This is a genomic window from Stagnimonas sp. FW305-C-60, assembly GCF_058782965.1.
The window spans coordinates 1,221,468-1,240,892 of record NZ_JBYSYF010000001.1; the positions used below are offsets into that span (position 1 = coordinate 1,221,468).

Annotated in this window: 22 protein-coding genes and 1 tRNA gene; 14 read left to right on the top strand and 9 right to left on the bottom strand. The window is 66.0% G+C overall.

Translation table 11 applies throughout. The annotated features are described in order from the left end of the window. Positions 1 to 35 precede the first annotated feature (35 nt). From AC3WT6_RS05550 to AC3WT6_RS05570, 5 genes are all read right to left on the bottom strand, one after another. Positions 36 to 878: a hypothetical protein gene (locus tag AC3WT6_RS05550; RefSeq protein ID WP_492652563.1), complete on the bottom strand. Its 843-nt coding sequence runs from the start codon at positions 876 to 878 to the stop codon at positions 36 to 38. A 5-nt stretch (positions 879 to 883) separates the two neighbouring features. Next, positions 884 to 980 (bottom strand) — tRNA-OTHER (locus AC3WT6_RS05555). Positions 981 to 1,112: 132 nt separating this feature from the next. Next, the gene (locus AC3WT6_RS05560) at positions 1,113 to 1,811 is read right to left on the bottom strand and encodes a hypothetical protein (protein WP_492652564.1); all 699 of its coding nucleotides are present in this window, start codon (positions 1,809 to 1,811) and stop codon (positions 1,113 to 1,115) included. A gap of 10 nt (positions 1,812 to 1,821) precedes the next feature. Next, positions 1,822 to 2,136 carry a hypothetical protein gene (locus tag AC3WT6_RS05565; RefSeq protein ID WP_492652565.1) on the bottom strand — a complete coding sequence of 105 codons (315 nt, stop codon included), beginning with the start codon at positions 2,134 to 2,136 and terminating at the stop codon, positions 1,822 to 1,824. Between the two features lie 299 nt (positions 2,137 to 2,435). Continuing rightward, positions 2,436 to 3,101: a TetR/AcrR family transcriptional regulator gene (locus AC3WT6_RS05570; protein WP_492652566.1), complete on the bottom strand. Its 666-nt coding sequence runs from the start codon at positions 3,099 to 3,101 to the stop codon at positions 2,436 to 2,438. Positions 3,102 to 3,177: 76 nt separating this feature from the next. On the opposite strand from AC3WT6_RS05570, the gene AC3WT6_RS05575 reads away from it, so the two are divergent. Genes AC3WT6_RS05575 through AC3WT6_RS05590 form a run of 4 tightly spaced genes read left to right on the top strand, consistent with a single transcriptional unit; the run spans position 3,178 to position 7,275 of the window. After that, a complete protein-coding gene (locus AC3WT6_RS05575; RefSeq protein ID WP_492652567.1) occupies positions 3,178 to 4,635 on the top strand; it encodes a flavin-containing monooxygenase in 1,458 nt (485 codons plus the stop codon). Positions 4,636 to 4,644: 9 nt separating this feature from the next. After that, positions 4,645 to 5,493 (top strand): SDR family NAD(P)-dependent oxidoreductase, encoded by an 849-nt coding sequence (locus AC3WT6_RS05580; protein ID WP_492652568.1) that lies wholly within the window; start codon positions 4,645 to 4,647, stop codon positions 5,491 to 5,493. A gap of 8 nt (positions 5,494 to 5,501) precedes the next feature. Beyond that, on the top strand, positions 5,502 to 6,446 hold the full coding sequence (locus tag AC3WT6_RS05585; RefSeq protein ID WP_492652569.1) for an alpha/beta fold hydrolase: 945 nt from the start codon (positions 5,502 to 5,504) through the stop codon (positions 6,444 to 6,446). 10 nt (positions 6,447 to 6,456) lie between these two features. Beyond that, positions 6,457 to 7,275 carry an SDR family NAD(P)-dependent oxidoreductase gene (locus AC3WT6_RS05590; protein ID WP_492652570.1) on the top strand — a complete coding sequence of 273 codons (819 nt, stop codon included), beginning with the start codon at positions 6,457 to 6,459 and terminating at the stop codon, positions 7,273 to 7,275. Between the two features lie 45 nt (positions 7,276 to 7,320). Here AC3WT6_RS05590 and AC3WT6_RS05595 read toward each other — a convergent pair whose 3' ends face one another. Both AC3WT6_RS05595 and AC3WT6_RS05600 read right to left on the bottom strand, forming a co-directional pair. Further along, the gene (locus AC3WT6_RS05595; protein ID WP_492652571.1) at positions 7,321 to 7,539 is read right to left on the bottom strand and encodes a cysteine-rich CWC family protein; all 219 of its coding nucleotides are present in this window, start codon (positions 7,537 to 7,539) and stop codon (positions 7,321 to 7,323) included. Positions 7,540 to 7,549: 10 nt separating this feature from the next. Further along, entirely contained in the window at positions 7,550 to 7,831 is a 282-nt protein-coding gene (locus tag AC3WT6_RS05600; protein WP_492652572.1) for a hypothetical protein, read from the bottom strand. A 235-nt stretch (positions 7,832 to 8,066) separates the two neighbouring features. Between AC3WT6_RS05600 and AC3WT6_RS05605 the strand changes: the two genes are divergently transcribed. Further along, positions 8,067 to 8,699, top strand: coding sequence for an FABP family protein (locus tag AC3WT6_RS05605; protein WP_492652573.1), 633 nt, complete (start codon positions 8,067 to 8,069; stop codon positions 8,697 to 8,699). A 5-nt stretch (positions 8,700 to 8,704) separates the two neighbouring features. Here the strand turns inward: AC3WT6_RS05605 and AC3WT6_RS05610 are convergent, their stop codons facing one another. Further along, positions 8,705 to 9,565 carry a class I SAM-dependent methyltransferase gene (locus tag AC3WT6_RS05610; protein ID WP_492652574.1) on the bottom strand — a complete coding sequence of 287 codons (861 nt, stop codon included), beginning with the start codon at positions 9,563 to 9,565 and terminating at the stop codon, positions 8,705 to 8,707. Positions 9,566 to 9,855: 290 nt separating this feature from the next. Between AC3WT6_RS05610 and AC3WT6_RS05615 the strand changes: the two genes are divergently transcribed. The 4 genes from AC3WT6_RS05615 (at position 9,856) to AC3WT6_RS05630 (ending at position 11,864) form a co-directional block, all read left to right on the top strand. Further along, positions 9,856 to 10,074, top strand: a complete 219-nt coding sequence (locus AC3WT6_RS05615; protein WP_492652575.1) for a hypothetical protein — start codon at positions 9,856 to 9,858, stop codon at positions 10,072 to 10,074. Positions 10,075 to 10,111: 37 nt separating this feature from the next. Further along, entirely contained in the window at positions 10,112 to 10,816 is a 705-nt protein-coding gene (locus AC3WT6_RS05620) for a hypothetical protein (RefSeq protein ID WP_492652576.1), read from the top strand. Positions 10,817 to 10,960: 144 nt separating this feature from the next. Next, positions 10,961 to 11,647 (top strand): hypothetical protein, encoded by a 687-nt coding sequence (locus tag AC3WT6_RS05625; protein WP_492652577.1) that lies wholly within the window; start codon positions 10,961 to 10,963, stop codon positions 11,645 to 11,647. A gap of 76 nt (positions 11,648 to 11,723) precedes the next feature. Beyond that, the gene (locus AC3WT6_RS05630) at positions 11,724 to 11,864 is read left to right on the top strand and encodes a hypothetical protein (protein WP_492652578.1); all 141 of its coding nucleotides are present in this window, start codon (positions 11,724 to 11,726) and stop codon (positions 11,862 to 11,864) included. 156 nt (positions 11,865 to 12,020) lie between these two features. Here AC3WT6_RS05630 and AC3WT6_RS05635 read toward each other — a convergent pair whose 3' ends face one another. Further along, positions 12,021 to 14,480 carry a penicillin acylase family protein gene (locus AC3WT6_RS05635; RefSeq protein WP_492652579.1) on the bottom strand — a complete coding sequence of 820 codons (2,460 nt, stop codon included), beginning with the start codon at positions 14,478 to 14,480 and terminating at the stop codon, positions 12,021 to 12,023. A 240-nt stretch (positions 14,481 to 14,720) separates the two neighbouring features. Between AC3WT6_RS05635 and AC3WT6_RS05640 the strand changes: the two genes are divergently transcribed. From AC3WT6_RS05640 to AC3WT6_RS05660, 5 genes are all read left to right on the top strand, one after another. After that, positions 14,721 to 15,164 carry a Zn-ribbon domain-containing OB-fold protein gene (locus tag AC3WT6_RS05640; RefSeq protein ID WP_492652580.1) on the top strand — a complete coding sequence of 148 codons (444 nt, stop codon included), beginning with the start codon at positions 14,721 to 14,723 and terminating at the stop codon, positions 15,162 to 15,164. A gap of 138 nt (positions 15,165 to 15,302) precedes the next feature. Then, positions 15,303 to 16,475: a thiolase C-terminal domain-containing protein gene (locus AC3WT6_RS05645; RefSeq protein ID WP_492652581.1), complete on the top strand. Its 1,173-nt coding sequence runs from the start codon at positions 15,303 to 15,305 to the stop codon at positions 16,473 to 16,475. After that, entirely contained in the window at positions 16,475 to 17,458 is a 984-nt protein-coding gene (locus AC3WT6_RS05650; RefSeq protein WP_492652582.1) for an alpha/beta hydrolase, read from the top strand. Before AC3WT6_RS05645 ends, AC3WT6_RS05650 begins: the two co-directional genes overlap by 1 nt. Positions 17,459 to 17,507: 49 nt before the next feature. Further along, positions 17,508 to 17,819 (top strand): hypothetical protein, encoded by a 312-nt coding sequence (locus AC3WT6_RS05655; protein WP_492652583.1) that lies wholly within the window; start codon positions 17,508 to 17,510, stop codon positions 17,817 to 17,819. 109 nt (positions 17,820 to 17,928) lie between these two features. Beyond that, positions 17,929 to 19,416, top strand: coding sequence for a class I adenylate-forming enzyme family protein (locus tag AC3WT6_RS05660; RefSeq protein WP_492652584.1), 1,488 nt, complete (start codon positions 17,929 to 17,931; stop codon positions 19,414 to 19,416). Positions 19,417 to 19,425 lie beyond the last annotated feature (9 nt).

Genomic DNA, 19,425 nt, shown 5'->3' on the forward strand with positions numbered 1-19,425 from the left:
CCGCGCCGCGAAGCGGCGTCGGCTTGGACTAATTGCTAGCCGACAGCCGACTTCAACGAGGGAACCAGCTTTTTAATTGAGTCGAGATCGGCCCTGCTCAGTGTTGATGCATGAAGCGTGTTGCCTGCCCAGTTGGACATGAAGCTATCCCAGCGGTCGGCGTTAGTATCGAAGAGTCGGGTGCGAAACCCTTGATTGCCTGGGTTTTGCAAAAGCCAGTCGCGCAACAGATTGAGGTAGAAGGCTGGCCTGTCCAGTTTCGCTAGAACGTGACTGTCAATTGCTTCAACGAAGTTATGCGCAGCACTGATAAGCGAAGCAGTTTCTTTAAACGTCAGATCAGCGCCCATCTCTGCCTTCTTTGCCAGATTCTCTGGATTCAAGTTGCGATACGAAAGTGCAATTTGATGTGCGTGCGTCTCAAGCGCGTCCTTCGAGCTGTCCGACACCAGATTGTCGGCTAGCTCGTGCATGACGTTGTTGCGCCAAGTTATTAGAACTTCAACTAGAGCCGCGTCGACATTGATGCTCGGTACCCACTTGGCGAATTCCGTGGCCTTCTTGTGAACTGAACGCTTGCAAGCTTGAAGGCCTTCAGAGAAACCCTTGTCCTGAAGAAAGTCGGGCTTGCGATTTAGCAGAGAAAAGTAAACGTCGAGGGCATCGACCGCGGAGCCCAGGAACGAATGCAGAATGAAAACCCGGGACCGCTGGATGGAGTGGGGCGCGCTCTTAGGAGACCAAGCGGCGTGTAGGCCCGATGCTTCGTGCCGGGGATTCTTATCCAAGCAGTCGAGTGCCACTAAAGTTGTTACAAGAAAGTGGTTGGCTTGCCCCAAATGCTGCTTGAACGCCTTTCGAGCCAACGTGTGCTTCATCGCGGTGCACCAGGCAGGAGTCGAACCTGCTTCTCTCCATCTAAAGATGGTCTGAGCGACCATTTTGAAGTGGAGCGTCTGTACCCGATCGACCGCTGGTGCATATGAAAGAGTCTACCTGCTGTTGGCTAACGTGCAGGTGGCCAGCACGTCGTGGCAAGGGGTCGCACGGTGCACGGCCCCCAACGGCGCTGCGCGGCCCCCTGCCGCAATGTGTCCGAGTCGACCGACCCGTTAGATTGACCTCGCCGCATTCCAAACGTCCTCGTAGATTCTTGTCTTCTGTATCGCAATGTCCGCGGCAAGAGGAGCCAAGTAGGTAGGCTTCTTCAAAGCGGCATCCTTGATAGAAGCACCCAATACCCAACATTGTGTGCCGTCGACAAAGACAACTCTGTCGTGAATGTCCTCGCTTTTCCGCGCTTCCATGACTCCGCCGTGTTGCTTAGAGAATTTGCCCGCCGCGATTCGGACATCATCGGCATACCGGGAGAAAAGGAGCCGCACACCTCGACCTGAAGGAAGCGCAGAGAGATAGCCATCAAACGTCTCTGCATCCATGTATGGATCAACGATAAAGAGGCTCCTATCAGTGGCGGCCACCAGTGCTCGCAGTGCTCGGAAGAAATCGTAAGCCGCGCCTGGACCAAACGCTTGGCCGGCGGGTTGAGGTAACGCGTTCTCAAGCTGAGCGATCGCTTTGTGGATCGTCGTGAAGATCGTGCCCACGTTCATCTCGCGATTCAGATTTCCAGCTAGGCTCGTGGCGGCAACTCCAAACGAGATGGCTTCAGTCTGGTTCCACGCCGATATGAGGGCAGAGGCTCGGCCAAGCCACGCGAACTGCTCTTGCCCAAACACGCCGCGCCCCGCCAATGGCGGAGCAGCCGTTAGCAGGGCCCGAAGCTTTTCGAGCAAGACAATTAGTTCCATGGGCAAGCGCTCAAGTTAAGCGGCGCAGCGAAGCCGCGTCCGCTTGAGTGCCTTTTTGGGCTGCACGCGCATGCCTCAAGTAGCGAAACGCCGCGATGCAAGCAAAAGCTATGAATGCCCAGAAGGGCATAGCAAGTGCTCCGTAAAAGATATCACCACCAGAGTGATAGACGACTACGCCGTCAAAGTAGTTACCTTCACTGTTGTATGGCAATCCCGCACGCCAAATTGCCATTGTTGTGAGAAGCACTGCAGGAATTCCGGGCACGAGTGCCAGAATGGCTAACGCCCCTGCTGTTACGTGCGCCCTAGTGCTGGTCTTCATTCTGCTGCCCAACGGCGAATAGGCGGACACGGGTCCGCACAACAATTGATAGTCCGGGCGGATTTCGTCATCGCTAAGCCCCTGATTTTCCCTGCATGCGTCAAACGGCTGTCTCCCTAACAACAGCGCGTCCGGGTGCCGTTAAGGACGCCCTTACTTTGGGCTAGTTTTGCGCCTTTTCCGGACCACCACAAGGATCGACGTCCCGGTCCTCGGGCGTGGCTGAACGTCCGCTTCTGGCACAACGCAGTCGTTATTGGCGCAGGCATGTTCACAGCCTAGACAAGTGGCAAACCCCGCTACCCCAACGCCCCCATCGTGCTCCGCAACAACAGCGCATTCGCCGTCACCAGCACCTTCCTCGGTGCCCGGTAGCCGCTCAGTAGCCAATGCGCGGCGGACTGGGTGACGCCGCCGATCAGGGCCATGGCGATGTAGTGGGCTTCGTCGTCGGAGGCGGGCCAGCGCGGCAATAGCCGCTGGGCGACCGAGATCAGCAGCTCGGTGAACTGCTCGATGCGCCGGGTGTAGAGCGCGTCGATGCGCGGGCTCACGCCCAGCACTTCCAGCCAGCAGACGCGCGCGACGCGGGCGTTCTCAAACGCTTTGAAGAAGGTATCCAGCCCGGCAGTGACAATCCGCTCGGTGTCGCCGGAGGGCAGGGCGGCCGCGAGCGCGGCCATCACCTCGGCCTGAATCTGGTCCATGGACTCGGTGTAGATCGCCGCCAGCAGCTCTTCGGTGTCGCTGAAGTTCTTGTAGAAGTAGCGGTCGATCAGGCCGGCCTGCTTGCACAGCAGGCGCACGGTGGTGGCGCGGTAGCCGATGCTGCCGAACAGGGTGAGGCCGGCGTCCAGAAACTGCCGGCGCTGGCGCGCCAGCCGGTCGGCGGCGGTTTCGCCGCCGTAGGTGCGGCCGGGCTCGGTGGTTTCCGTGGGTGTCGCCATGCGGTTATTTGATGACATGCGTCATCAGAAATAAAGTGATGTCCATTGTCATCACATAAACGGCCCCTCGGGGCTCATCGAGGAGCAGGAGCGCATGCAGGCGTACAAGGTCGTCATCATCGGCAGCGGTTTCGGCGGGCAGTGCGCCGCCATTCGCCTGCAGGAGCAGGGCATCAATGATTTCCGCATCCTGGAGCGCCGCGACTTCATGGGTGGCACCTGGTGCCAGAACAGCTATCCGGGCGCGGCGGTGGATGTGCAGTCGCCGCTGTACTCGATCTCCAGCGAGCCCTACCAGTGGTCGCAGATGTTCGTGGAGCAGGACGAGTTGCAGCGCTACACCAACGAGGTGATCAACAAGCACGGCCTGCGCGACAAGACCACGCTCAACGCCAATGTGCGGCAGGTGCACTGGGACGAGGAGCGCAAGCGCTGGATCGTCGAGACCGAGGCGGCCGGGACTTTCGAGGCGCAGATCCTCATCAATGCCTCCGGCCCGCTGAGCACGCCGGTGATCCCCAACTTCCCCGGCCGCGAGTCCTTCCAGGGCAAGAGCTTTCACACCAATGCCTGGGACCACAACTATGACTATCGCGGCAAGCGCGTGGCGATCATCGGCAGCGGCGCCAGCGCGGCGCAGGTGATCCCGGCCATTGCTGGCGAGGTGGGCTCGCTGCACGTGTTCCAGCGCAGCCCGCACTGGGTGCTGCCGCGGCCGGATCGCCGCTTCAGCGGCTTCGAGCGCTGGCTCTTGGGCTTCAAGCCGCTGCACAAGCTGCTGCGCTGGGCCATCTACTGGGGGCTGGAGACGCGAGTGATCGGCTTCAAGTACTCCAAGACCATGCTCAACGTGGTTGCCGAGCGGGTGGCGCGCAAGCATCTCGCCACCCAGGTGCCGGACCCGGTGCTGCGCCAGAAGCTCACGCCGGACTTCACCATCGGCTGCAAGCGCATCATCCTCTCCAGCACGCTCTACCCGGCGCTCAGCCGCGCCAACGTCAAGCTGCACGACAAACACGACGGCATTGCCGAGATCAACGCCAGCGGCATCCGCACCGCGCAGGGTGAGCAGGTGGATGTCGATCTCATCATCTGGTCCACCGGTTACGACGCCACCGATGGCGTGATCTCCTACCCGGTGCTCGGCAAGGGCGGGCAGTCGCTGGCCAAGGTCTGGGAGGAATTCCCGCGCGCCTACCTGGGCACGGCCATCCCCGGCTTTCCCAACTTCTTCGTGGTCACCGGCCCCAACACCGGCATCGGCCACACCTCGGCGATCTTCATCATCGAGTCGCAGATGAACTACATCCTCGACAGCCTCAAGCGCCTGCAGCAGTCGGGCAAGCAGTCCATCGAGGTCAAGCCCGAGGCCGAGGCCGAGTACACCCGCATGATCCACTCGGAGATGGAGAAAACCGTGTGGAAGGCCGGCGGCTGCCGGAGCTGGTACCAGAGCAAGAGCGGCCACGTCATCGCCATGTTCCCGGGCTTCAGCTTCACCTACCGCTGGCTGGCGGCGCACTTCAAGCCCAAGCACCACCGCTTTGCCTGAGGTCGCGCGATGAAACACTTTCAGGACAAGACCGTCGTCATCACCGGCGCCGGGTCCGGCATGGGCCGCGCCTACGCGCTGGAATTCGCCAGGCTGGGCGCGCGCCTGGCGCTCAATGACTACGACGCCGCCGCGCTCGAAGAGACCCGCGCTCTGCTCAACGGCGTGCCGGGCCTGCGTGTGCACCTCGGCGTCTTCGATGTCTCCGACCGCGCGGCGATGGAGCGCTTTGCCGCCGAAGTGCAGGCCACGCTCGGCAACGCCCATGTGGTCATCAACAATGCCGGCATCGAGGGCTCCGGCCGGCCGATGTGGGCCACGCCGCTCGCCACCTTCGAGCGGGTGATGCGCATCAACTTCTACGGCGTGTTGCACGGCAGCCAGGTGTTTCTGCCGCAACTGCTCGCCAACGGCGAGGGCGCGCTGGTGAACGTCTCCAGCGTCTTTGGTCTGATCGGTACGCCCAGCAATAGCGACTACTGCGCCAGCAAGTTCGCGGTGCGCGGCTTCACCGAGGCGCTGATGGTGGAATTGCAGGGCAGCCCGGTGAGTGTGCATCTGGTGCACCCGGGCGGCATCAACACCAACATCACCCGCGCCGAGCACACCCAGGCGTTCAAGAAGAAATACCTTTCCACTCCGCCGGAAGAAATCGTCCGCTACGTCATCAAGGGCATCCGCCGCCGCCAGCCGCGCATCGTCTACGGCAAGGACTCCTTCAAGATCTGGCTGGGCTCCAAGCTGCTGCCGCTGCGCTGGCTCAATCCCATCGTCTGGCACGACATGGGCGGGGTGCTGGATGCCCGCGACTATCCCGCCAGCCGCGCGCTGAACTCCACCGACCGCACACAGGGCTGAATCCAAACATGAAGCGCACGCTCGCTCTCGTCGCCGCCGGCCTTGCCGTCGTGGCGGCCATCGCCATCGCGGTCACCTATCCCGCGCTCGGCCACTGGATCTACCACGACGGCGGCCAGTTGGAGGCGCGCCTGTCCGGCTTCCACCGCGAGCAGATCGCCGCCGGCGACGTGACCTTCAGCGTCTATCGCGGCGGCACGCAGCCGGGCCGCGAAACCATTGTGCTGCTGCACGGCTACAGCGCCGACAAGCAGGTCTGGGTGCGCTTCGCCAGGCACCTGCTCGACCGCTACGAGGTGATCGTCCCCGACCTCGCTGGCCACGGCGATACCGGCTTCGTGACCGGCCTCGACTACAGCGCACCGGCCCAGGCGCGGCGGGTGGCGGCGATGCTCGACAGCCTGCACATCGAGCGCGCGCACATCGCCGGCAATTCCATGGGCGGCTTCATCACCGCGCACTTCGCGCTGGCCTTCCCGCAGCGCACGCTGAGCGCCGGCCTGATCGACGCCGCCGGCGTCCACTCGCCCGAGCCCAGCGACATGGGGCGGATGCTGGAGGCGGGGCGCAATCCCTTCGAGGTGCATTCGCGCGCCGAGTTCGACGAGTTCTACGCCATGACCATGGCGCAGCCGCCCTGGCTGCCCGGCATCGTGCTGGCTTCGATGGCCGAGAGCTATCAGCAGCGGCGCCCCGAGCTGACGGAAATCTTCCGCGGCTTCTACGACCGCGACTGGCTGGACGACCGCCTGGCCGAGATCACTGCGCCGACGCTGGTGCTCTGGGGCGATCAGGATCGCCTCATCCATGTCAGCAGCGCCAAGGTCTGGGCGGCTGGCCTGCCCAAGGCGACGCTGGTGATCCGTGAAGGCATCGGCCACATGCCCTCGGTGGAGCAGCCGGCCGAGAGCGCCGCGATCTACCGCGACTTTCTCGCCACATCGAGCCGCTGAGGGCGCCGGCATGAAGAGCTACAAGAACAAGGTCGCCATCGTCACCGGCGGTGGCGGCAACGGCATCGGCCACCATCTGGTGCTGGCGCTGGCGCAGCAGGGGGCCAAGGTCGCCTTCTGCGACATCGCCAAGCTGGAATCCACCGAGCAGCCCTTGCAGGCACTGGGTGCCGACTACCTGAGCGCGACGGTGAATATCGCCGACAAGCGCGCCATCGACGGCTTCGTCGAGCAGGTGCTGGCCCGCTACGGGCACATCGACCTGCTCATCAACAACGCCGGCATCGCCCTGGGCGATCTCACCTTCGGCGAGGTCAGCGAGGCCGACTTCGAGAAGATCACCGCCATCAACTACTGGGGCGTAATCCACACCACCCAGCGCTGCTATCCGCATCTGCTGAAGCGGCCGGAGGCGGCGGTAGTCAACCTCTCCAGCTCGCAGGGCATCCTGGCCTTGCCGTATCTGGTGCCCTACTGCACCACCAAGTTCGCGGTGCGCGGTTTCACCGACGCGCTGCGCGCCGAGCACCGGCTGCGTGGCATCGACAATCTGAGCTTCCACACCGTGCATCCGGGCGCGGTGGCGACCGACATCACCCTCAACGCCGACTACCACAACAGCGGCACCGAGCGATTCCACCGCATGTTGCAGCAAGGCACGCCACCGGCGAAGGCGGCACAGATCATCCTGCGTGGCGTGCAGCGCAACACCGGCCGCATCTTCATCAGCGACGGCCGCGCGCAGGACATCCTGGCGCGGCTGCTGCCCAATGCCTACCTGGGCGTGGTGCGCTGGATGATGCGGGCGCGCAAGATCGCGGTGCGCTGAAGGCAGGCGGGAGTCTCGCCAGATCGGGCGCCGCGGGCACCCACGCTAGTTTGAGTCCGGCGGCGGCAGACCGGCCGCACAGCGCGGGCACAGGCAGGCCCGGTTGACCAACTCCGCCGGCACGCGGGCCAGCGCCTGCGGACTGATCGTCGCCCGGGTACACCAGCATTCGACATTCAGCGTTCCCGCCCGCGCGGGCGCGCACTGATTCGCGCCGCCGCAGAGCGGGCACTGGCTGTTGGGGAGGGCTTGCAGGCCGGGCATGGTGGCGCCGCTACAGATTGAACACGGCGACCAGAACCAGCAGGGCGAGCTGGATCGCGGGCAGCACCAGCGCCAACAGCAGCAGGCGGCCGAGATAGGGTCGTGCCGGATCGCGGCGATGGTCGCGGATGATTAGCAGATTGGCGAGCGCGGTGGCCGGGATGCCCATCACCGCGAACAGCATCACCCCCAGGCCGACGAAGGAGCCGTTGCCGCTGCTGGCGAGGATCAGCGCGTAGGAGAACGCGGCCTGAAACAGCAGGATGCCGCCGACGCCGAACAGATAGCTCAACTGGATACTCCTCCGGCCACGCCCGTTGCGTGGACGACCGGGAATCTATCCCGGCGCCACGCAGGCGGCCAAGCCGAACGGCTCCGCCGCTGTGAACACGGCCGTTTCACCGGGCGCATCCGCCAGCGGCTCGCGCCGGCTTGCGATGGGTTGCGGGCAAGGCGCGAAGCTATCATTTGCCGGCACCATCGAGTCCCCATCCGGGGATGCCGCAGTTTCCTCCAGCACGGAACCCATGAGCGAATTCCCCAGCGACATCTACACCGAGCCCTCCGACATCGACGTCGACACCCTGCGCAATCTCGGCCCGCTGACCGGGATGGCGGGCATCTGGGAGGGCACGCGCGGTCTGGACGTGAAGCCCAAGGCCGAGGGCCCGAAGAAGCAGGCCTATGTCGAGCGCATCGAGTTGCAGCCCATCGACCCGCAGACCAATGGTCCGCAGTTGCTCTACGGCCTGCGCTACCACACCCATGTGGTCAAGCCGGGGCAGGTGAAGACCTATCACGACCAGGTGGGCTACTGGCTCTGGGAGCCGGCCACCGGCACCGTCATCCACACCCTCACCATTCCCCGTGGGCAGATCGTGATGGCCAGCGGCCAGGCCGCCGCCGACGCCAGGCGCTTCGAGGTGCGGGCGACGGCCGAAGACATCTCGTTCGGCATCCGCTCCGCGCCGTTTCTGGAGCAGGCCTTCCGCACCGTGGAGTTCCGCATCGCGGTCAGCATCGATGCCGACGGCACCTGGTCTTACGAGGAAGACACCGTGCTGATGATCAAGGGCCAGGCCGAGCCGTTTCACCACACCGATCGCAACACGCTCAGCAAGCTCGCCGAGCCCACGCCCAATCCGCTGGCGCGCAAGTAGCCGCCTCAGCGGTTTGAGGAAAGCCTGACCGCCAGTACCCCGTCGCCATTCAGCTCGGTGCTGAAGCCGGCCTTCTGCAGGCGGCCGGCCACTTCCCGGGGGACGTCGCGGCGGCTGGTGAGCTTGTTGGGGCTGCCGGTGTAGTGGAACAGCCGGCCGCGCGGCTTCAGCACCCGCGCCAGCTGGTTGTAGAAGGCCTGCGAGTACAGCTCGCCGGCGATGCCGAAGCGCGGCGGGTCGTGCAGCGCGGCGTCCATGCTGGCGCTGGGCAGGCCGACGATCCGTTCGGCGACATCGCCTTCGGTGAGTCGCAGCGCCGGTTCGCCCTGCTCGCCCTCGGCGTGCTCGGGCGACCAGGGGTTGAGGCCGCGCAGCCAGATCACGTCGGGGTTCTTCTCGAAGGACTGCACCTCTAGCGCGCCGCCGCGCAGGCACCAGGCGGCGAAGTAGCCCAGCCCGCCGCAGGTGTCGAGGATGCGCTTGCCGCGCGGCTCGATCAGGCCGACCTTGCGCTCGGCATCCGCATACGGCGAAACCTGCGCGGTGGGCAGCATCTTGATGCCGTCGATCTCGAAGGTCGGCGGCCCCCAGGCTGTGGGCACCAGCTTGATCAGCCCGCCGCCGCCGAAGCGGGCCACCGGCTGAAAGCCCTCGCCGGTCCACCAATAGATCGTGCGTTCCTTGCAGGCCTGAGCGTAGGGGTAGCTCTGGTTCTGCCAGTGCCAGCCGGTGGCGCCCGGTTCGACGTGGGTGCGGGTGCGACCGAGGTCCAGCGTGCATTCCAGATGCGCGTGGCCAGCGGCGCGCGCCGCCAGCAGGGCTTGGTGAATCTCCAGGGTCAGCAGCGGACCGCCGTACTTGCTCACAGGGAACCGAATCCGGGTCGGAAAAATGGCGCTTGCGCGCCGCTGCGCGTAAGCCTCGCGCCCATGATCGCAGACGCGGCGATCAGCGGCGTTGTCAGCCGGAGTGAATGGCGAGCGATCGATGATGGCGAGGGAGGCCTGCCCCCTCCGGCCGGATTGACCTACGTCAAGGTCGGCCGCGTCGAGGCTGGTCAAGATGCCTCGTGCCCTCGTTGGTGAGGGCGAGTCGGCGAGACGGGGCCAGGGACGGGTTCGAAGCGTCGGTCCACGCGGTGCTTTTCGGAGGATTTATGAGCACAAGAAACTTACACGGCGAGGCGGCGCCGATGGATCGCACGATCCCCCGCGAGCCCAAGGCGGCCACACGCCGATGGCTGCGGGTACTGGCGGCGTCCAGCCTGTTGCTGCTTGCCGGTTGCGGTGGTAGCGACGACGTGAATATCAACGTCGAGGACAAGCCGCCGCTGCAATGGGACGGCGGAAGTTGGGACCAGGTTCGTTGGCAGTAAGCGGCAAGCACGACTATCAAATTCGGAGAACCCCTTCATGAACAAGCACATCACTCGTTTCCTCGCCCTGTCCACCTTCAGCGTCGCCGCGCTGGCGGCCTCGGTGCCCAATACCTTCACCGCCGGAACGCCCGCAGTCGCCGCGCAGGTCAACGCCAATTTCACCGCCCTGGTCAATGCCGCCACCGCGCTGGAGACCAAGGCCGCCGCCCTGGAAACCAAGGTGACGGCGCTGGAAACCAAGGTGGCTGCGCTGGAGAGCGTCAACACCGCGCTTACCGCCGCCGATGTCGTCGGTACCTACAAGCTGCTGTCGCTGGAGAGCGAGACCGGAAGCAATGCCGGCAATCACACGATTACCTCCGCGTCCGGTAGCTCCAATGTTTCGCTGACGTTCACGGCGACCAGCGACACCGGCGGCACCTTCACCTATTCCGCCGTCAACAAGTCCGCCGGATTCCGCGCCCAGGGTCCGGATTGCACCAATAGCGGCTGTACGTCGACCGGTTATGTCAGCACCAATGGCACCCCCGACGAGAGCGACAGCGGCAGTGGCACCTGGGCCCTGGGCGCCAACAACACGGTGGTGGTGTCGCCTCCGGGCAGCTCGCCGGTGACGGTCTACTTCTCCAAGGCCGGTCGCGTGGGCTTTGCGGTGGAGGTAAATACCGAGTCGGATGAGGTCATCAGCAGCCGCCGGTTCTCCTTGGATGCCCTGATCCGCATCGGCAACGACAGCTGAGGGCGGCTACAGAATCCGCGCCTCCGGGCTCGGTCGCAGGCCCCCGCCATCCAAAGGATGGCGGGGGCTTTTTGTTGCGCCCCGGCCTCTGCCGGCGGGTTTCCCTGGGGCAGAATGCGCTGCCCGCCGCCGTCCAGGAGCCCCGTGTCGGAGACCCGCCCGAACCAACTCTCGCGCGTACACGACCGCCGCCTGCGGCAGATGTACCGCTCGGCCGGCTGGCCCTGCCTGGATACGGTGGAGATCGAGCTGCTGGCCGCCGGCCTGCTGGAGCGGCGGCTGGAGCCGAGCGGCAAGGAGTATCTGCGCGTCACCGAGGCCGGCATCGCGCATCTGGCGCAGACGCTGGACCGCAACCGCGCCGCCTTCGACGCCCACGAGTCGCTGGTGCAGCGCGTTGCCGAGGAAATGCAGCGCCAGGGCCGCGTCGCCTACCGGGGCCTGAGCCTGCGGGCCAAGCCGGGAGAGAGCTGGCTGCAACTGCGGCCGGATGTCTACTCGATCCGCAACACCACGGTGGAGGACTACGTCGAGCCGGTGGTGCACGAGATCAAGGTGCGCCGTGCCGATCTGCTCTCCGACCTCAAGAAGCCGGACAAGCGTGCCGGCTACCTCGCGTTGTCGGCCGAGTGCTACTACGTGTTGCAGGCCGGCATCGCCGAGCCTGCCGAAATCCCGCCCGAGTGCGGGGTGCTGATTGCCAGCGAGAGCCGCCTCGAAGTCGCCAGGCTGGCCCCGAAACGGCCCCTGAAACTCGGCTTCGCCACCTGGATGGCCCTGGCCAAGGCCGAGCCCAGCCGCGCGCCGCCGGAGCCGGAACCGGGGCTGTGAGCAGCGCCGCGGGAGTCAAAACCGATGCCCGCGCGTCTTAAGGCCTACACTGTGCAACCCAATCATCGGAGCTCCCGTGGCCAAGCCCAATTACCAGTTCGACAAGCGGCAGCGGGAACTGAAGAAAAACAAGCAGCAGGAAGAAAAGCGCCTGAAGAAGCTGGCCCGCGGTGAAACCGCGGAACCCTCGGCCACTAAACCGGAGCCATCGGCATGAGCAAGGGCATGGATCGCAAGAAGGAAACCAAGAAGAAGCCGGCCAAGACTGCGGCCGAGAAGAAGGCGGCCAAGGCCAAGAAGTAGGCCTCGGTCGATCCTGGCCCTGGCCTGAGGCCTCCCCGCAACGGGGAGGCTCGGCAGTTTCTTTACCGCGCTACTCGGCGAGCGTCCGCGTGCTGCTCAGGTGCCCGGCGATCTCGCTTTCGCAGTAGCGCGCCGGCGCCCAGCCGCCCTGCGAGTACAGCCAGGTCTGGTCGGCATAGTGCGGCGAGGCGGGGTTGGCGCTCTGCGAATAGGTGAGGATGGTCTGGGTATCCGGACAATCGTCGCCGTCGAAGCTCACCACCTCGATGAAGCTGGAGCCGTGCACCACGTCGTTGTAGCCGTGGACAGCGTCCCAGACCGACTTGATGTCGTTGAACGAGCCGTAGTCGCCGAAGGCGCCGTGGATCGGGATGGCCTCCGTGCCGCGCATCTCCACCTGCGCCTGACCCATGCTGGCATCGAGCGCAAGCCCGGCGCCCTGCAGGTCGGTAATGGCCGCTGCGAAGGCGGCCTGCACCAGGGGGTTCAGCAGGTTGATGCCCGAGGGCGTGTGCACCGGATCGTTGACGTCGAAGGGCTGGGTCCAGACGCTGGCGAAGGCGCCATAGTCGGCAGCCGAGCCGGAAGGGATGGCCGGGCCGTAGAGGTTGGCGATGAAGCGCTCCCACAGCGCCGCGCCCGGGCTGTCGCGGCGGCTCGTGCGATCCCAGGCGGCGAGCACCGCGCAGGCCTCGGAGGTCAGCACCGGGCCGCCGGCGCCGAGCATTACCGGCGTCAGCTGGCAGAACGGCAGGAAGCTGTCCAGCCATAGGTCCGCGGCGTGCTGGCGGTCGCTGTAGAGCAGGTCCTGCAACTGCTGGCGGCTGAAGGTATTGCCGGCCAGGCCATCGCTGCCGGCGAGGCGCTCCTCGACCATCACCAGGCCCAGGCGGGTGCGCATGCGCCGCTCGCTGCGCTCGTCGCCGATGATGCGGGCATAGCCCTCCAGCGGCTCGGCCGGGTTGGAGAGCCAGTAGCTGTCGTTGGAGTTGGTGACGTAGTCGTCGCGGAACAGGTGCGGCATGCGTGCCGGGCCGATGGTGCCGGGCTGCACCGCGTCCTCGTCGACATCCCAGGCGCAGGCACTGCGCGAGCCGTCGAGCACCGGCAGGCCCAGCAGCGGCTGGGTGACCAGGCCCAGCACCCCGGCGCAGCTCAGCGCCTTGGCGTCCGGCACATTGGGCGTCACCGAGATGTCGGCGTAGAAGGCCTTGCCAGCGCTGTCGGCGGCGAGCGTGTTGACCCAGGGGATGCCCTGGTTGCGCTTGAGCACTTCCAGCAGCTCCTCGGTGGACTGGGCGCGATCCACCTCGAGGAAATGATTGACGTAGCGGAAGTTCTCGGCATTGGCATCGGCCATCGCGTAGGCCTGTACCGGCAGCCAGGGGAACAGTGGCAGGCCCAGCACGCTGGTGAACACCGGGCCCCAGCGAGTGGTGTAGAGCGTGCGATCCACCGTCCCCAGGCTGCCATCCGCCTGCAGGCTCTCCACACTGAGCGGGTAGGGCGTCATCGCCTCCGCCGCGCCATCGACCAGGTAGGAAGTCGGCTGGCCCGGCACCAGCGTGAGCTGGTACGGCGTGAAGCGCCAGGCGCTGGAGACCGTGTGGCTCCAGGCCAGATTCCTGGTATGGCCGATCACCACCAGCGGCACGCCGAACAGCGAGACGCCGGTGACGTCGACGACGCCCGGGATGGTGAAGTGCACCTGATGGAAGCGCTCGGAGCCGTCCCAGGGGAAATGCGGATTGCCGAGCAGCATGCCGCGGCCGTTGCTGGTGGCGGCCTTGCCCAGGGCAATGGCATTGCTGCCGATCTGGATGCCCTGATAGGCCTTGCCGAGTTCGCGCAGCTGCTCGGTGCTGGGCAGGGCCGGCACCTGCGGGATCAGCCCCAGGGTCGGCGGCTGTGCGCCGCCGATGCCGTCGATGGCGACGCCGGAGGAGGCCAGCAGCGCCAGTTGGTAGAAGCGGCGGTAGACGTCGATCTCGGTGATCTCGCGCACCCAGGGGGCGCCGCGGCAGCTGGGGTCGGGCAGATTGGCGATGCCGGTCTCGCGCAGGTAGCGGTTGTAGCCGGCGACATAGCCACGCACCAGGGCGCGCACTTCCGGACGCGGGCCGCGCGGTGGCGCCAGAGCCAGGAGTTTCTCCACCCGCTGCTCGGCGATCAGCAGCTTGAAGAAGAAGTCGGAGTTGAGATTGTTGTTGGTGGTGCCGTTGCCGGTGAACTCCCAGCTGGCATCGGGGCCGAAGTACTTGCTGCGCTCGCCGCTGACGGTCACGTAGCTGTCGGCGATGACGCAGAGGTTGTCCTCGGCAAAGGCATGGCCGTAGCCATAGCCCAGGCCCTGGTAGCTGTCGGCCTTGATGTGCACCAGGCCGTACTCGGTGCGGCGGACCTCCGCCTTGTTGCTGTCGCCGCCGTCGGTACCGCCCGGCGCCCCGGGGGGCGAGGAGCGCCCGCAGGCGCCTAGGGTGACCAGCAGCAATAGACTCAGACCACGGTACAGCCTACGTCCAGGCTTCATGCCTGCTCTCCTTGGAGTTTGGAATTCATTGGTCTACGCCGCGCCAGCGCGCCCTCCGCGCTCTGGTCGCACGACCTGTCATGGATAAGCCATCCTCGTTTGCCTGCCGTTGCCGGGGCAATGGGAATTCCAACTCACCCGTTTGTGGCAGGCAGTTGTCGCCGGCCGCCCGCTACCGTGGAGTCATGGCGCCCCAGACTGCATTGGCGCGAACGCATTCCGTATACATTCCAGGACTCTATGAGCACTCCGACCGAAGGTGCCCCGGCGGCCCCCGCCGCGCCCAAGCCGATCCGTATCGCCCCCATCGTCACTCCCGACGCCAAGACGTTCTGGGAGGCCTGTGACCGTGAGGAGTTCATCGGCCAGAAGTGTGGCGACTGCGGCCAGTTCGTGTTCCCGCCCCGGCCGATGTGCCCGCACTGCCACAGCCTGAACCGGCAGGAAGTCCAGCTGGCCGGTACCGGCAAGGTGGTGTCCTGGACCATCCCGCGTCACCCGCCACCGTTTGGCTTCCGCGAGGCGCCCATCGTCGCGGTGATCGAGCTGGCCGAAGGCATCCGCATGGTCTCCAACGTCGTCGGCATCAAGCCGGAGGACATGAAGATGGACCTGGAGGTCGAGGTGGGCTTTGAAGACACCATGAACAAGCACAAGGTCCACGTCTTCCGCCCCCGCTCGTGAATCCGCCTGCTGCGCGGCCCGATCTCGCGGCTATGGTGCTCGCTGTACTTCAGTACAGCTCCGCTCCTCGCTGCGACCTCGGGCCTGCTCACAACGGCAGCTTCAAGAGCGGCCGTGCCCTGAACCAAGGAAGTGCAAATGTCCCGTACCTTTACTGAAGCCGCCATTGCCGGCATCGGCGCCACCGAGTTCTCCAAGGAGTCCGGCCGCAGCGAGCTGCAGCTGGCCGCCGAATGCGCCAAGTCCGCCTGCGAGGACGCCGGCGTCGATCCGCGCGACATCGATGGCATGATCACCTTCACCATCGACAACAGCGACGAGATTGGTCTCGCCCGCTGCCTCGGGGTGAAGGACTTGGCCTACACCACGCGCATCCCCGGCGGCGGCGCGGCGGCGGCGGCCACCATCGCTCAGGCGATGGCGATGGTGAACGCCGGCCTGTGCAAGAACGTGCTGATCTGGCGCGCGATGAACGAGCGCAGCCAGTACCGCTTCGGCCAGAACCCGACCAACATGCAGGGCTATACCGGCGGCCACGGCACCGGCTCGCTGCTCTGGTGCATTCCCTTCGGCGCGATGACGCCGGCGAGCTGGGGCGCCTTGCAGGCGGCCCGCTACATGCACACCTACGGCATCACCAATGCCGACCTCGCGCATGTCTCGGTGCTGGAGCGCAAGTACGCGGCGACCAATCCCAAGGCCTGGTTCTACGGCAAGCCGATCACCGTCGAAGATCACCAGAACTCGAAGTGGATCCAGGAACCCTGGCTGCGCCTGCTCGACTGCTGCCAGGAAAGCGACGGCGGCGTGGCCATCCTGGTCACCTCGCTGGAGCGCGCGAAAGACCTGAAGCAGAAGCCGGTGAAGATCACCGGTGCCTGCCAGTCGATTCCCTACAACGTGGAAGTCATCAGCAACTACTACCACGAGGACCTCACCGTGATGCCCGAGGCCGTCGGCACCGCCCGCCGCCTGTGGGCGCAGACCGGCCTGGGCCCCAAGGACATGCAGGCGGCGATGCTCTACGAGGCCTTCACCCCGCACCTGTTGATGCAGCTCGAAGCCTTCGGCTTCTGCGGCAAGGGCGAGGCGGCGAAATTCGTGAAGAGCGGCGCGCTGGAGCTGGACGGCATCATCCCCACCAACACCCACGGCGGTCTGCTCGGCGAGGCCTATATCCACGGCATGAACAGCATGGCCGAGGGTGTCCGCCAGGTGCGCGGGACCTCGGTGAATCAGGTGACCAAGCGCAAGGTCGAGAACGTGCTGGTGTCCTCCGGCATGGCCGGCGCGGTGTTGTCGGCGGTCTGATGGCGGCCACGGTGACGCGGCGACTGACCACCGCGGTCCAGTTGCCGGGCGAAGCGCCGCTGCGGATCGCTGCCGAGGTCTTTGCTCCGGCCGAGTTGGCGCAGCCGCCGGTGGTGCTGGTCTGCCTGCCTGGCGGCGGCATGTCGCGCCGCTACTACGACCTGCAGTCGTCGGATGGCGACCAGAGCTTTTCCTTTGCCCGGCAGATGGCCGGGCGCGGCTACCTCGTCGTCACCCTCGACCACGCCGGCATCGGCGACAGCGACAAGCCCGCCGACAGCTATGCGCTGACGCCCGAGCGGGTGATGCAGGCCAATGCCGAAGCCACCGCCCAGGTGCTGGAGCAATTGCGTAGCGGCGCCCTGCTGCCGCAGTTCGGGCCGCTGCCGCAGTTGCGCAGCGTCGGCGTCGGTCATTCGATGGGGGCGATGTTCACCGTGCTGCAGCAGGCCGGGCACGCCCAGCACGCGGCCATCGCGGTACTGGGCTTCTCCACCCGCGGCCTGCCGGAATACGTCAGCCCGCGGGTGAAGGAACTGGCCGCCGAATCGGTCACCGCCGTGCGCGCCGAGGTGGTGCCCGCCGCGCGCAAGATGTTCGTGAGCGACTACCCCGAGATCAAGGGCGCGCCGACCTCCAACAGCATCTTTGCGGGTGCCAAGGCCGACCCGCGCGGGGTCGAGGCGATCAAGGCGGCGCGCGCGCCGCTGCTGCCGGTGCCGGCGTTCTTCTCGATGGTGCCGGGCAACATCGCGCCGGAGGCGGCCGAGATCAGGGTGCCGGTGTTTCTCGGCATCGGCGAGCGCGACATGGTCGGCGATCCGCACCAGGTGCCCACCGCCTTCACCCGGAGCCCGGACGTGACGCTGTTTATCCAGCCGGAGGCCGGGCACAGCCACTTCCTGTTCGCCTCGCGCCATGCGCTGTACCGGCGTCTGGATGCCTGGGCGCGCTCGGTGCTGGCCCATTTGGACGAGGTTTGAGCCGGCCGCGCTCTGCCACAATCGCCGCCATTCATAGGAGGAGTTGCACATGGCGAAAACCGTGTTGAAGGCGGGCGGGCGTTTCAAGAGCGCGGTCTGCGATACCCAGGTGATGGTCATCAAGGCCCCGGCCGGCGAGTACGCGCTGAGCTGCGGCGGCGTCGACATGATCGCCCCGACCGCCACCGGCGGTGGCACCTTGGACCCGGCGCAGGCCGGCGAGACGCTGATCGGCAAGCGCTACGTCAACGCCGACGAGTCGCTGGAACTGCTCTGCACCAAGGGCGGCAAGGGCTCGCTGGCGCTCGACGGCGTGGCGCTGGAGATCAAGCAGGCCAAGCAGCTGCCGTCTTCGGACTGACGGATAGTGAGGCGGGAGGGGTGAGGCGGGAGGCGTAACGGCAGGCCACACCGCCGACGCGGCACCCATTCTTCTTCGCCTCACCTCTCACTCCTCACCCCTCACGCCCATGAACATCTCCACCATTCTCGACATGGCCGCCGAAGCCTTCGGCGACCGCATCGGCGTCGTCTCCGGCGACAGCCGCTACACCTATGCCGAGTTGCGCACGGCGGCGGTCAATGCCGCCGCGGCGATCCGTGCCAGCGGTGCCAAGTACGTGGCCCTGCTCGACGTCAACAGTCCGGCGGCGCCGGTGGCGATCTATGCCGCCGCCTACGCCAACGTCCCCTACGTGCCGCTCAACTACCGGCTCACCGCGCCGGAGATCAACGAGCTGATCGAGCGTGTCGCCCCGGCCTATCTGGTCACCAGCGCCGACTACGTCAAGCTCATCACGCCGCGCGCCGACGTGCAGGTGGTGGACCGCGCCGCCTTCCTGTCGCTGCCCGCCACCAGTGAGGAGCCGACACCGGCCGACGACCCGCGAGCGGTCGCCGTGCAGTTGTTCACCAGCGGCACCACCGGCAAGCCCAAGGCGGCGATCCTGCGCCACGAGAATCTGTCGAGCTACATCTTCGGCACCGTGGAATTCGCCTCCGCCGACGAGAACGACGCGATCATCGTCACCGTGCCGCCGTACCACATCGCCGGCATCTCGGCGGTGCTGTCCTCCACCTACGCCTGCCGGCGCATGGTCCAGCTCGAAGGCTTCGACGCCAAGGCTTGGCTGGCGGCCTGCCGCGAACACCAGGTCAGCAATGCCTTCCTGGTGCCGACCATGCTGCAGCGGGTGGTGGACCATCTGCTCGACAGCGGCGAGCCGGCCAATCTTCCGGCCCTGCGCGCGCTCGCCTACGGTGGCGGCAAGATGCCGCTCACGACCATCCAGAAGGCGATGGCCCTGCTGCCGGAGGTGGACTTCACCAATGCCTACGGCCTCACCGAAACCAGCTCCACCATCGCCGTGCTCGGGCCGGAAGATCACCGCGCCGCGGCCAGCAGCGAGGACCCGGCGGTGCGCCGGCGCCTGGGCTCCGTGGGCAAGCCGGGCGCGGTGGAGATCGAGATCCGCAGTGACGAGGGCAAGGTGCTCGGCCCCGAGGAAGCCGGCCTGGTGTTCGTGCGCGGCCCGCAGGTCTCGGGCGAATACCTGGCGCTCGGCAGCCAGCTCGACAACGACGGCTGGTTCCCGACCAAGGACCGCGGCTATCTCGATGCCGAGGGCTATCTGTTTCTCGACGGCCGCGCCGACGACGTGATCGTGCGCGGCGGCGAGAACATCTCCCCCGGCGAGATCGAGGACGTGCTGCTGGGCCATCCGGCGGTCGCCGATGTCGCCGTGGTGGCGATGCCCGACGAGCAGTGGGGCGAAGGTGTTGCCGCCGCGGTCGTCCTCAAGCCGGGCAGTGCGGCCGAGGTCGCCGAACTGCAGGAGCTGGTGAAGGCCAGCCTGCGCTCCTCGCGGGTGCCGCAGAAGATCGTCTTCAAGGACGCGCTGCCCTACAACGAACTGGGCAAGGTGCTGCGGCGGGTGATCCGGCAGGAGTTCGTGTAGGCCGGGGTC

Excerpts from the sequence above, each read along its gene's own strand:
- AC3WT6_RS05620 (WP_492652576.1), top strand. The coding sequence starts at position 10,112 with ATGAACAAGCACATCACTCGTTTCCTCGCCCTGTCCACCTTCAGCGTC.
- AC3WT6_RS05640 (WP_492652580.1), top strand. The coding sequence starts at position 14,721 with ATGAGCACTCCGACCGAAGGTGCCCCGGCGGCCCCCGCCGCGCCCAAG.
- AC3WT6_RS05580 (WP_492652568.1), top strand. The coding sequence starts at position 4,645 with ATGAAACACTTTCAGGACAAGACCGTCGTCATCACCGGCGCCGGGTCC.
- AC3WT6_RS05635 (WP_492652579.1), bottom strand. The coding sequence starts at position 14,480 with ATGAAGCCTGGACGTAGGCTGTACCGTGGTCTGAGTCTATTGCTGCTG.
- AC3WT6_RS05660 (WP_492652584.1), top strand. The coding sequence starts at position 17,929 with ATGAACATCTCCACCATTCTCGACATGGCCGCCGAAGCCTTCGGCGAC.
- AC3WT6_RS05650 (WP_492652582.1), top strand. The coding sequence starts at position 16,475 with ATGGCGGCCACGGTGACGCGGCGACTGACCACCGCGGTCCAGTTGCCG.
- AC3WT6_RS05595 (WP_492652571.1), bottom strand. The coding sequence starts at position 7,539 with ATGCCCGGCCTGCAAGCCCTCCCCAACAGCCAGTGCCCGCTCTGCGGC.
- AC3WT6_RS05590 (WP_492652570.1), top strand. The coding sequence starts at position 6,457 with ATGAAGAGCTACAAGAACAAGGTCGCCATCGTCACCGGCGGTGGCGGC.
- AC3WT6_RS05655 (WP_492652583.1), top strand. The coding sequence starts at position 17,508 with ATGGCGAAAACCGTGTTGAAGGCGGGCGGGCGTTTCAAGAGCGCGGTC.
- AC3WT6_RS05605 (WP_492652573.1), top strand. The coding sequence starts at position 8,067 with ATGAGCGAATTCCCCAGCGACATCTACACCGAGCCCTCCGACATCGAC.
- AC3WT6_RS05565 (WP_492652565.1), bottom strand. The coding sequence starts at position 2,136 with ATGAAGACCAGCACTAGGGCGCACGTAACAGCAGGGGCGTTAGCCATT.
- AC3WT6_RS05560 (WP_492652564.1), bottom strand. The coding sequence starts at position 1,811 with ATGGAACTAATTGTCTTGCTCGAAAAGCTTCGGGCCCTGCTAACGGCT.
- AC3WT6_RS05570 (WP_492652566.1), bottom strand. The coding sequence starts at position 3,101 with ATGTCATCAAATAACCGCATGGCGACACCCACGGAAACCACCGAGCCC.
- AC3WT6_RS05550 (WP_492652563.1), bottom strand. The coding sequence starts at position 878 with ATGAAGCACACGTTGGCTCGAAAGGCGTTCAAGCAGCATTTGGGGCAA.
- AC3WT6_RS05575 (WP_492652567.1), top strand. The coding sequence starts at position 3,178 with ATGCAGGCGTACAAGGTCGTCATCATCGGCAGCGGTTTCGGCGGGCAG.
- AC3WT6_RS05645 (WP_492652581.1), top strand. The coding sequence starts at position 15,303 with ATGTCCCGTACCTTTACTGAAGCCGCCATTGCCGGCATCGGCGCCACC.
- AC3WT6_RS05585 (WP_492652569.1), top strand. The coding sequence starts at position 5,502 with ATGAAGCGCACGCTCGCTCTCGTCGCCGCCGGCCTTGCCGTCGTGGCG.
- AC3WT6_RS05615 (WP_492652575.1), top strand. The coding sequence starts at position 9,856 with ATGAGCACAAGAAACTTACACGGCGAGGCGGCGCCGATGGATCGCACG.